We start from the raw sequence: 12,053 nt of genomic DNA on the forward strand, positions 1-12,053 counted from the left end.
TGACGATCTGATTATCCTGATCCTAATGCTCAGTGCAAATAGTCTTATCTATTCTTAAAAACCGGTTTACGCTTCTCTGCGAACGCCTTACAGCCTTCTTTGAAATCATCTGAGGACCAAGTTAGGACCTGATACATTGCCTCCAACTCAGTCTGCTGATAATAATCGTTTTTCCATGCTTCACGTAATAGTCTCTTATCAAGACCTACAGCCATTAATGGCTGCAAAGCCAATTTTTCTGCCCATCTTATTGCCTCAGGAAGGCACTCCTCATGTGGCACTACTTTATTTAACAATCCCAGTTTCTCTGCTTCATCAGCATCAATGATTCTTCCAAACCACAGTAATTCCAGAGCCTTATGATAGCCCACTTTTTGAATAAGAAAATGCGATGCCCCACTATCCGGGCAAAAAGCCAATTGCATAAAGGTAAATCCCATACGAGCTTTTTCAGAGGCAATAATCAGGTCGCAAGCCATACATGCTGCAACAGAAGCACCAGCTACCACTCCATTAAGTGCTGCAATAACCGGTTTTTTCATTTCATAGATCGCCGTTACAAGTTCACCTGACGCATCATAAGTCTCCTTGGCGCTGATAGGGTCTTTTATTGAAGCTAACATAGAAATATCTCCCCCACTTGACCACCCCTTACCTGCTCCAGTAATGACCATAACTTTAACAGCATCATTTCCAGATGCCTCCTTGCAAGCAGCCTGAACATCAAGACAAACCTGATCATTGACAGAATTCATTGTCTCGGGTCGATTAAGCGTAAGCACCGCCACTCCAGTCTCCATGATCTCAAGTTTAACTGTTTTCCAATTCATAAACCCGCCGCCTTTCCCAATACATCTTATTTCTTATATCAGACCTAAATTTTTCAGGATGAACTTAGTTCGGAATGCCAGTCAACTCCTTTCCAATAATATGAATCTTTATTCATTAATGTTTTTCAATTTCGCCAAAACTTATGATATTCCTCTATTTTGTATAAACCCTGATAGCAATGAAGAAAAATCCCTGGAAGCCAGCCACATTGGCCTTCCAGGGATTTTTAAGTCATAAACTCGAATAGGCTACCTTTTACTCACAGTTTGGCCCCTTCTAACTCTAACCATTTGAAGATGAACAGTCTTCTAAGTTTTATTGAAATTCCTGCAGGCCCATCATCAATTTTGATTCTTGGGGAATAATATATTTTTATTGTATCTATTTCAATAGTCTTGAATTCGAACATTTTATTTGTGGGTGGCTCTCCAATATAGATCTTCGGAACGTAACGACCTGTTACGCTTTCGAGGGAACAAGCTCAGCCCCCTAGGGATGGTTGTGACTCCATTTCAATGACCACAGATCCGGATTTGGTTTTAATGTATTGTAATGCTTTTGGGTCAATTATAAACATTGCGTTTTAGATACCTCCTTGTAAGACATGGAATAATTTATATAGCCCTTAGGTTAATTATACCCTCATACTATAGTTAAAAGGAGAAAATTTCAATAAGGCCAGACTATGTATTTTTAGCGAAGGCGGTTACCTAGTTGCACTGATGCGCTTTCCATGGATGGCGAGAAGGGACCCACCCAAAAGTTATACTTTCTGTTTGGTATAAGCAAAACCGCTGAACCATTTAGGTCCAGCGGTTTTGCCGAAAGGAATTTGAAAGTGTTCCATTAAACCTAAAAACGGGGTTAAACCTTAGCAGCAAGATCCTCTAGAGACTGTCCTTTTGTCTCTTCTCCTAAAATAAGAACATTCAACACGACAGCCACTAAAACGAGCGCAAAGAGGATAAAAACTGTTCGGGTTCCTAGATGATATTTTCCAATCATTTTCCCAACAACGATGGGTGCTAAAATACCCCCGATACGCCCGAAACCAGCTGCCCAACCTGAACCCGTTGCCCGTGTACGGGTCGGATAAAGTTCAGGTGTATAGGTGTAAATGATCCCCCAGGCCCCTAAGTTAAAGAATGACATCAGCGATCCCATGGTAAGAATGACCGCCGCCGTACTTCCCTGGCCAAAGAAGTAAGCGGTTACCGCCGTTCCTAAGACATAAAGTGCAAGGGTTGGTTTTCGTCCTATTCGATCGACAAAATAAGCTGCACTAAAGTAACCGGGAATCTGGGCGAGCGTCATGATGATGACATAGCTAAAACTCTTAGTCAAGGAGAAACCTTTAAGAGCTAAAAGTGAAGGAAGCCAGGTGAAAATCCCATAATAAGAAAAGACGATCCCAAACCATAAAAGCCAGAGGAAAACGGTCCGACGTAAAAGGGGACGGGAAAATAGTTCCCTAAACTTAGCCTTATCCGCCTTGGCAACCGACGTCTCGTGATTTTCATGCATCTTCTGATTTACACCCTCATTTACTACAATTCCACTTTCCCTTTCAATTTTAACAACGATGGCTTCCGCTTCCGCTTTGCGTCCTTTATTTTCAAGATAACGCGGGGACTCCGGGATCGTTCTCCACAAAAACAAAATATAAAGAGCTGGCAGAAATCCGATAAAGAACGCGAGCGGCCAACCGAACCTTGGAATAATAATGTAGGAAATAATTGCTGCGAGCAACCAACCGAAGGCCCAGAAACTCTCAAGCAATACCAGAAACTTTCCCCGATGTTTTACGGGCGAAAATTCACTGACTAGGGTGACTGCAACAGGAAGTTGTCCACCTAGGCCAAACCCTACTATAAAGCGGAAAACCATCAGAGACGTAAGATTCCAAGAAAGTCCGCATAATCCCGTTGCTATACTGTAAGTCAATAGAGTAAAGGCAAAAACCTTTTTACGACCAATTCTGTCCGCAATCATTCCGGCAATAATTGCTCCAATCGCCATTCCGAGTAGACCTATGCTCCCAATGTTCCCCACTTGTTCCGGGCTCAGATGCCACTCTTTCATCAACACTGGCAGAATGAAAGACACAATACCCGTATCCATGGAATCAAACATCCAACCTAAACCAGCCGTGATAAGTAGAACGTAATGAAATCTTGAGACGGGCATTTGCTCCAATCGTTCACTAATCTTCATAACTTACTCCTTTTTCTCTTTTCTTTCTCTTTCTCAATATCATTGCGGGATTCTTTAATCCAAGTCCTTGTTTATCTTTATCTTGTTTTATCACGGTGACTATACATGTGTCAAGACACTAATTTGACAATTTCTTAAAGTTCGTATTAAAATTAACTCAAAGTAGGTGATCGTCAATGACACAAAAAGAAGGTCAATCCGGTCGGGAACGCCGGGAATACTTGTTAAACCTATTAAAGAACCGCAAAGAACCCATCAAAGCCGCCTCCTTAGCAAAACTCACGGGAGTGAGTCGTCAGGTTATTGTTCAAGATATGGCCCTTCTCAGAGCAACAGAGGAACCGGTAATCGCCACCCCGCAAGGATATCTCTATTTCACAGATATTCGCGCAAAAGGTATGCAGAGAATCATCTATAGTCACCATGCTCCGCTAGACACGGAAAAGGAATTAAATATCTTGGTAGATCATGGAGTTAGTGTGCTCGACGTTGGGGTTGAACATTCGGTTTATGGCAAAATCTTTCGCCCTCTTAAACTCAAAAGCCGTCTTGATGTCAAAAAGTTCATAGCTCAAATGGCGGAGAATGACGCTCATTTACTGTCCTCTTTAACTGGCGGACTCCATCTTCATACCATAGAGGCCGCAAGTGAAGAAATATTAAACGAAGTTTGTGATGCTCTTACCCAAGAAGGATTCTTGGTCGATCCAAAGAAGGTTTAATAGAAATAGATATTCATAATAATGGAAAAAACAGCCCAAGAAGATTTCTCTTATCAAGAAATCTCTTGGGCATAATATTTAAATGGCTGAAACACCCGATATAATCATCGGATAGTGACACCTAAGATGCTACTCACCGAAGTTTCTTGCCAATGTATCTAATGTTTCGTCAGATACCCTATACACAGTCCAGTCATCCATAGGGGCCGCTCCCAACTGTTTATAAAACTTCACCGAGGGTTCGTTCCAGTCTAAACACCACCATTCTAATCTCCCACACTTCCTTTCAATTGCTAATTTTGCGAGAAACGAAAGCATAATCTTGCCAATCCCTTTTCCTCTCATTTCAGGTTTCACATATAAATCCTCTAAATAGAGACCTGGTCGCCCTAAAAAAGTAGAATAGTTATGAAAGAATAAGGCAAAACTTACCGGTTTATCTTTATATTCCCCAATTATGACCTCCGCCATTTTTCTTTCGAACAAAGATTCTCTTAAAGCTTCTTCCGTTGCCACAACGTCCTGTGACATTTTTTCATACTCAGCCAATTCCTTTATAAATTCCAAAATAAGTGGAACGTCTTTTAAATCTGCAACTCTTAATTTGAAATCCTTCATCTTAGTATCAATTAACCGTTGCATGCTTTATCTCCTATTTTCCTTATCATTTCTTAACTATATTAATTCGTCATAATCCAATACATTCCTCTTTCTTTCAGACGAAAATTAAGTTTACACAGATAAACCAAGTCTGGAAGAGCCCAATTGACAAATATATACTGGAGTGTTATAAGGATTTCAGGAGGCGCACCAGAATTTTAAATGCTCGGATGGAGGTATGGATATGTCCCAAACTGCACAACAACCGAAATACATGGAGCGCGTGAATCGTCTGAAGAGTCGGGTACTTGGAACCCAGCCGGAGATGGATCTTGAGAATGCTAGGATTCTAACTGAGGGTTTTCGGGAAGCCGAAGGCGAGCCGCTGGTCGTTCGCAAAGCCAAGGCTTTTCGCCGGCAGTGTCAGGAGAAAACCGTCACAATCTGGGACGACGAGCTCATCGTGGGTAATCCTGGGAGCAAGATGCGAGCTGGTATTTTGTGCGCAGATACCTGCTGGTCTGTGCTCAACAACGAACTAGAGACTATCAACGAACGCCACTACGATCCGTTCTATCTGAAGCCTGAGGACCGGAAAATCTTCGAAGATGAAATTCGACCCTTCTGGAAAGGGAAATCCACCTATGAGGAGTGGCTGGTCCAGATTCCCGATGACACACGTGAACTGCGAGATAACGGAGTAATATACATAGATCGTAAAGCCGTTCGCGGCTGGGGAGAGACGACAGCTGGATACGAGTGGCTGATTCGCGAAGGGGTTTCGGGAATCCTAAACGTAGTGGAAAAAAGGAAATCCGAACTCGATATCACTATACCAGGCGATTACGAAAAAGATTACTATCTGAAATCCCTTATGATTGTTGGGGAAGGGATGATTTCGTTAGGAGAGCGCTATGCCCTTCAAGCGGAGCACTTAGCAGCCCGGGAGAATGAAGCACAGAGGAAAAAGGAACTTCTGGAGATCGCCGAAATTTGTCATCATGTTCCCGCTCATCCTGCGCGGACGTTTCGAGAAGCATTGCAGTCGTTTTATTTCTATCAGATCTCAATCTTTATGGAACAAAACGCTGCAAGCTATAACCCCGGTCGCATGGATCAGTACCTCTGGCCTTATTACAAGGCTGACCTTGAAGCGGGGCGCATTACACCTGACGAGGCGCAGGAGCTTCTCGACTGTCTTTGGGTCAAGTTCAGTGAACCGTGCCTATTTCAGGATGCTGTCACCGCAGAGTTCGCCGCAGGTTATCCGATGTTTCAAAACGTTTGCGTCGGAGGGGTCGATGATACTGGAAGGAATGCCGTCAATGATCTTTCCTATATGATCCTTAAGGCAACTATGGATGTACAGCTCTATCAACCCTCTCTGTCGGCTCGTTATAGCCTGGCCAAAAATCCCAACTCTTTTCTGAGAAAAGTAGTAGAGCTAATCCGTCTCGGAACTGGATTTCCCGCTTTCCACAACGACGACGTCGGAATCAAGATGCTCATGAACAAGGGAATTCCGCTGAAAGAGGCTTTTAATTGGAATCCGTGCGGCTGCGTAGAGACCAACCTGGAGGGTAGACTGCGTCAATACACGGCGCTTGCAGACATCAATCTCGGAAGCATCATTGAGTTTGCACTATTGGACGGAAAAAATAGGAAAAGCGGTCACTATATATCCACACGAACGGGAAACCCAATCGAATTTAAAACCTTCGAAGAGTTTCTTTCGGCTGTAAAGAAGCAAATTGAATATGCGACTCGCGCCGTTGTGAAAGGAAGCCATGTGATCGACGAAATCTGCATGAATCGCCCGTCTCCTGCACTTTCGTTCACCTTCAAGGAATGTATAGAGAAGGGAACGGACTACGCCTGGGGTGGAGCAAAATATAACGTTGGGAACGGGATTATTCTGATCGGGGTTGCGGATTTGATCAACAGCATTACTGCGGTGCAACATATTGTCTACGAGACGAAACAGGCGAGCATGGCTGAGCTTTTGGACGCCCTAGAACACGATTTTCAGGGGTACGATGAGATTCGTAAGCTTTGCCTTGAGGCACCTAAGTACGGCAATGACGACCCGATAGTGGATGATGTTGCGGGAGATATGTTTACCTTTATCGCCGACGAGATCGAAAAATACAGCAGTAAATTCGGGCGCATGACCCCTGGGATTCTCCCTGTGTCCGGTAATACACCCTTTGGGCTTGAGGTAGGCGCCCTCCCGTCCGGCCGCCATGCTTGGAGGCCGCTGGCAGATGGCGTCAGTCCAAGTGGAGGTACAGACTTCCATGGTCCCAGTTCGGTACTGAAGTCCGTGGCGAATATTCCTCACGCTAGGTTCGTTCAGGGAACTCTATTGAATATGAAAGTGGAACCGGAGATGCTGTCCACTGAAAATGGCATAACCCAGATGATGGCTCTGCTGAAGAGCATGTGCAGCCTTGGGGTCTATCATGTGCAATTCAACGTCATCGATCAGGATAAATTGATCCGTGCGCAAAAGAATCCTGAGGAGTACAAAGGGCTTTTAGTTCGAGTGGCAGGTTATACCGCTTACTTTGTGGAACTTGGGAAAGACGTACAGGACGAGATCATCGGACGCACTGTACAACACGGCATTTCTGTGGGGTGAACGTAATGAATCACAGTAAATTGATGGGTTCCGTGCTGAGAATCGAGAGAACATCCATCCACGACGGGCAAGGACTCCGAACCGTACTTTTCCTTAAGGGGTGTCCGCTTAAATGTCGCTGGTGTTCGACTCCGGAGTCACAGCGAACCGATCCCGAAAAAGGATATGTTCTCGACCGCTGCGTAAAGTGCGGAATATGTGTGCGCTCATGTCTTGAAGGGGCCCTTGCGATGTCAGAAGATGGCTTGAAAATACTCATCAACGCAGCCAAATGCAAAAATTGCTTTGTCTGCGTAGCAAAATGTCCGCAGAACGCATTTAAGAAATACGGAAGTATCATGTCCGTGCGAGAAGCGATTCGGGAAATCAGCAAGGACGAGATTTTCTTTTTTCACTCGGGCGGTGGCGTGACTATCAGTGGAGGCGAACCCTTAAACCAGCCCGATTTTGTCTCGGAAGTCCTGAAAGAGTGCAGAGAGCTTGGAATTCACACAGCGATTGAGACCAGCTTACACGCCCCCTACGAAAACATTGAAACTATTCTACCATGGCTCAATGTGCTCTATGTTGATCTCAAACAGATGGATCAGGAGTTTCATAAACAGTGGGTTGGCCCTGATAACTCACTAATCCTCGCTAACATCCGAAGAATCGATCAAGCCAACTACCCTTTGGAGATAATCGTGCGTATCCCTTTGATTCCAGGTGTCAACGATTCTAATTCCAACCTGTCCGCTACTGCTGAATTCTGCAAGTCCTTGAAAATAATAAAAGGGATAGAGCTGTTGGCCTACCATCGCCTTGGTATGGAAACCTACCGAAATCTCGGAATGGATTATCCCTTGCAGGACCTAGTCCCGCCGTCGCGGGAGCGAATCCTAGAACGAGCTGATTTTCTGTCTCGCCAAAACCCAGGCGTACCGATAAGAGTCGGCGGTGGTTTGATTTCGTAAGAATGGAAACAAAAACAGCCCAAGAGGATTCCTCTAATCAAGAAATCTCTTAGGCATAATAGTATAACGGCTGAAACACTCGATGTAATCATCGGATAGTCCGGAAGGATTTTTCATAAAAGACAATTTATGAAACGATATCCGTTATTGTTGAAAATATTGATACTATTACGGAACCTAAGATAAAAATTAATGAGATAATTGAAATAAGAAACAGCCTTTTCTTGCCTTTATTCCAGGCTGTTCCCTGGGAACTTTTGATTGAATTTTCGTCCCTGTTACTATCTGCTATATTCCTAGCCCCCACTTCGCCTAGGATCTCTTTTGCTATCTCAAGCTCATTTTCCTTTACATATAAATCGACACCAAGCTTTGTCATACCACAGGTAATTTTTAGATACTCACTAGCACCGCCATATTTTCTTAGCACTAAAATGTTTTCACTGGTTAGAAAGGACTCAATCATACTTGCTTCTTGATCATCCGTACACCCGATTAGAAATACCCATTTTCCAATAGTTTCAGATTTGCTATTCGGACACCAAGGCAATTCAATCACCCCTCCTCGACAAAAATACGAAGTTATTCACGTTACTAACGTTTCTGTGGGCCAAGGGTGTCAATTTTTCTTCCAAAACATCAACAGGCGCATCCAATCTTTGAAACCCATTCTTTGGGGAGTTGGTTTTCTCCCATAGACAAGACCAAATCCAAAGTAACCCTGGTATCTCTTCATAAAAGCGGCATTTTTTTGGAGTCGAGGCAATAATCCGGGCTGTCTAGAGACTTTTTCCGTGAGATCTTTGATCAGAAGCCAATCCTTTTTGAGTTCGTTTATGATAATATTTCCTCTATTTCTTAATGGTTGGGCATTTTTGATATCAACATCCTGAAATCCCGCTTGAGTTAGGGCATCTAGCCATTCTTCAAAAGGCAATGGATTTGTGCCTGAACCGAAACATTCCTCCAACTGTCTTCTAAGATTAGTGGGCAAATCTCTGAGCAGAGCCATTTCTAGGTCTGCAACTCTGCCCTCGGGCTTTAGCACACGATAGAACTCTCGGTATACTTTAACTTTATCTAAAAACACCGTCACAGATTCAGCGATTACTAAATCAAAGCAGTTTTTGGTAAAGGGAAGAGCATGCACATCGGCTACCCTAAACTCCACTAGATGAGAGACTCCCTCTTTCTCTGCCCTTAAGGCTGCTTTTTCTACCATTTGAGGATTAATATCGATTCCCATGATTTTGCAGCCAACCGTTTTGGCCAAATGACATGCGGTAAGACCGCTACCACACCCAGCGTCAAGAACATACTCTTCGGGTTTTACTCGTATGACATCCAAATTCTGTTTGGTAGCTGTGAACCCCCCCGGATGAGAACTGCCTATGCCCAGCCAAGCCAGCAGTTCAAAATAGTTCATTTCTTCAACTCTTTTGATTTCTTCCATACCATTTACCCTCCCTCCAACGGGTTCATGGTATTATATTCCATATTCATGTTTGCTGACAGTCTTTCATTTATAAGCTCTTTATTTTTGCAATGACATCCCTAATTAGCCTCGCTGTTATTCCCCATATCGTAACTTCTACAACCCTATATACATAAATTTTACTCATAACATTTCCCCATGGCCTAGTATATCGCTCCGGTAATCCTAATTCTTCCACTGGAAAAATCACAACTTCTTCTCCGTCTTCATTGATATATGAAGGCTGTACAACAATATTCACCCTATAAGTCTCTGGTTCAGTGTTCTCAAAATATGAAACTGGAATTGTAAAAATCCTTTCAACTTCATCCGGACTTATCCGCAAATCATCTAAGCTATCAACTTCTAGGATTGCTAAGAATGCATCTACAGTAGCCCCCATGTTCGAGAATACAGTATCAAGGGTACCAATCATTCTTATCTTCTCTGAAGGAACCCCTAACTCTTCTGTCGTTTCTCTGATGGCGGTCTCTCGAAAACTAGCGTCTTGATCAGGGTCAAATTTACCACCGGGAAAGCAAATCTCTCCCGCCTGTCTTATCATGGCAGCTCTCTTTTGAAAGACAAAATGATATTCTTCGTTGATCAGCATAAGCAGCACTAATACTGCAGAATTAAAATATTCTTCTTTGCCATTAATGCCAGGAACAACTGGCAACTTTTCTTTTAAACTTTCTATTATCAGTTTGTCCATACTATACACTTATCCTCTCATATTCCTTCTCACAACACATTGTATGCATTCTTTGTCACCAACCCAACCCCACTTCTCTATCTTTTTCATTTAACTTCTTCCAACATACTCCTATTTATCATCCGTCACTTTACCGTCACCGAAAACAGGTATTGCGTCCCCCAAAAACGTTGGTTTAGGTTTAAGTATTGCTGACCACAAAAAATCTTTGTTCCTAGCAGCGATCTCTCTAAGTTTATACATAGTCATGGCCCGCCCATAATCATGTCTGTCAGAAGCAACTCCATAGGCTTCCAGCCCCAACTCTCTAGCTACGTAAACCGCTCGCATGAGATGATATTCCTGTGTAACTATGATAACCTTATGAACTTCAAAAATATCCCTAGCTCTATACACACTCTCATACGTGCTAAAACCAGCATGATCCATAAAAACATCCTGACTCGGTACGCCTTTATTTTTTAAAAAATTCTTCATGGAATTAACTTCATCGTAATCCTTGCGTCCGTGATCTCCACTTACTAAAAGTTTAGGCGCCTTCCCTTGCTCGTAGAGTTCGTATCCTACAGTTAAACGATCATTAAGCATGGATGACACAATTCCGTTTGGGGAAACATAAGCACCTAAAACGAGAATGGCATCCGCGTTAGGAACGTCATTTGGACTAACTATGTATTTCGTTCCAACTGACTCAACGTTCTTATTGACAAGCAAAACAGTGGCACTAAAAAGAATCAATGCAATAACTGAGAAAAACATCACCTGTTTTAGGCGCTTCTTGAATATAAGCTTCTCCATATTACACCCTTTCCATCTGACAGATATCTTAGATCTCTCGCATATCGTCTTGCCGCAGACCTCGAAAGTCCTTTCTTCTTCCTTGTCCCTGTATCCTCGCAATTCGCCATAATCCAATACATTCCTCCCTTTCCATAGAGGAAATTTCATTTTACAGAGAAACAAGGTTGGAAGCATAGCTTCCAACCTTGTTTCTCTACTTATAGTCTCATCGCAACTACCCCTACTTCCGTCTCTTAAGCAGTTCCCTACCAACTTCTTCTACTCCAACCCCCCGCTCTTCTAACATTACCAAGACATGATAGAACAAATCCGACACTTCACATTTGATTTCCACAGGATCGGCGTTCTTGGCTGCAATTATCACTTCAGCGCTTTCTTCGCCAACTTTTTTGAGGATCTTATCAATCCCCTTTTCGAACAGATAGGTGGTATAAGCCTCTTCTGGCCGCTCCAAATTTCGGGAGTGAATCACCTCAGTCAACAGCTCTAAGGTTCTCCCAAGTGATGGCTCAGGTCTCACTTCCGGTTCTCCGATAGCCTTGAACCCTTCGCTCGTCAGGTCATAATGAAAGCATGAGAAGAAGTTTTCATGGCAAGCCATCCCAGTTTGTTTCACGGTTAACAGTAGGGCGTCCTGATCACAGTCAAACTTGATGTCGACGATCTCCTGGAAATGCCCGGAGGTTTCCCCTTTCAGCCACAGAGATTGCCGACTTCGGCTGTAATAACAAGCCTTGCGGTCGCGCAAGGTCCGGCGCAAAGACTCTTCATTCATATAGGCAAGCATTAGGACGTCTTTGGTCTCCACATCCTGGACAATCGCGGGAACAAGCCCTTGAGCATCCCAACGGATTGCTGATAAATCTAAGACTTCTACTTGATTTGCATCCATTTCGTATCTCAACCTTCCTATTCATATCGTAGTTCGAATATCGTACTAACGATTAGTCTATATCATGGTTCGAAGTTAATGCATCGTGTATTTCTCTCGTTCCAAGTCCTAGGACGCAGTGTGACACGAGCGCGACGTATTTACGTAAGCAGTTTAGCAAACTTCCGTTAAAGCGACCGACCCCAGACACGGGGCAGTGCACAAGGTTCC

Annotated in this window: 11 protein-coding genes; 3 read left to right on the forward strand and 8 right to left on the reverse strand. The window is 43.5% G+C overall.

All coding sequences use genetic code 11. The features are described from left to right. Positions 1-44: 44 nt before the first annotated feature. Positions 45-830, reverse strand: coding sequence for an enoyl-CoA hydratase/isomerase family protein (locus DSOL_RS18585; RefSeq protein WP_075366306.1), 786 nt, complete (start codon positions 828-830; stop codon positions 45-47). Positions 831-1,695: 865 nt separating this feature from the next. After that, on the reverse strand, positions 1,696-3,045 hold the full coding sequence (locus tag DSOL_RS18590; RefSeq protein ID WP_075366307.1) for an MFS transporter: 1,350 nt from the start codon (positions 3,043-3,045) through the stop codon (positions 1,696-1,698). A gap of 176 nt (positions 3,046-3,221) precedes the next feature. On the opposite strand from DSOL_RS18590, the gene DSOL_RS18595 reads away from it, so the two are divergent. Then, on the forward strand, positions 3,222-3,767 hold the full coding sequence (locus DSOL_RS18595; protein ID WP_075366308.1) for a transcription repressor NadR: 546 nt from the start codon (positions 3,222-3,224) through the stop codon (positions 3,765-3,767). A 129-nt stretch (positions 3,768-3,896) separates the two neighbouring features. Here the strand turns inward: DSOL_RS18595 and DSOL_RS18600 are convergent, their stop codons facing one another. Continuing rightward, positions 3,897-4,409, reverse strand: a complete 513-nt coding sequence (locus tag DSOL_RS18600) for a GNAT family N-acetyltransferase (RefSeq protein ID WP_075366309.1) — start codon at positions 4,407-4,409, stop codon at positions 3,897-3,899. Positions 4,410-4,611: 202 nt separating this feature from the next. Between DSOL_RS18600 and DSOL_RS18605 the strand changes: the two genes are divergently transcribed. Together DSOL_RS18605 and DSOL_RS18610 are read left to right on the forward strand one after the other, a co-directional pair. Beyond that, positions 4,612-7,008, forward strand: coding sequence for a glycyl radical protein (locus DSOL_RS18605; protein WP_075366310.1), 2,397 nt, complete (start codon positions 4,612-4,614; stop codon positions 7,006-7,008). 5 nt (positions 7,009-7,013) lie between these two features. Then, a complete protein-coding gene (locus tag DSOL_RS18610; RefSeq protein ID WP_075366311.1) occupies positions 7,014-7,961 on the forward strand; it encodes a glycyl-radical enzyme activating protein in 948 nt (315 codons plus the stop codon). Positions 7,962-8,088: 127 nt separating this feature from the next. On the opposite strand, the gene DSOL_RS18615 is transcribed toward DSOL_RS18610, so the two are convergent. The 5 genes from DSOL_RS18615 to hisIE all read right to left on the reverse strand — a co-directional run bounded on the left by DSOL_RS18615 (position 8,089) and on the right by hisIE (position 11,843). Then, positions 8,089-8,520 (reverse strand): putative signal transducing protein, encoded by a 432-nt coding sequence (locus DSOL_RS18615; RefSeq protein ID WP_139314522.1) that lies wholly within the window; start codon positions 8,518-8,520, stop codon positions 8,089-8,091. A 60-nt stretch (positions 8,521-8,580) separates the two neighbouring features. Next, entirely contained in the window at positions 8,581-9,414 is an 834-nt protein-coding gene (locus DSOL_RS18620; protein WP_075366313.1) for a class I SAM-dependent methyltransferase, read from the reverse strand. Between the two features lie 70 nt (positions 9,415-9,484). Further along, complete coding sequence (locus tag DSOL_RS18625; RefSeq protein WP_075366314.1) at positions 9,485-10,150, reverse strand: NUDIX hydrolase; 666 nt, start codon at positions 10,148-10,150, stop codon at positions 9,485-9,487. Positions 10,151-10,261: 111 nt separating this feature from the next. Continuing rightward, entirely contained in the window at positions 10,262-10,948 is a 687-nt protein-coding gene (locus DSOL_RS18630) for a SanA/YdcF family protein (RefSeq protein ID WP_075366321.1), read from the reverse strand. Between the two features lie 223 nt (positions 10,949-11,171). Next, complete coding sequence (gene hisIE, locus DSOL_RS18635; RefSeq protein ID WP_075366315.1) at positions 11,172-11,843, reverse strand: bifunctional phosphoribosyl-AMP cyclohydrolase/phosphoribosyl-ATP diphosphatase HisIE; 672 nt, start codon at positions 11,841-11,843, stop codon at positions 11,172-11,174. Positions 11,844-12,053: the final 210 nt, after the last annotated feature.

This window comes from Desulfosporosinus metallidurans (assembly GCF_001936615.1).
In the GTDB taxonomy this organism is placed as follows: Bacteria; Bacillota; Desulfitobacteriia; order Desulfitobacteriales; family Desulfitobacteriaceae; genus Desulfosporosinus; species Desulfosporosinus metallidurans.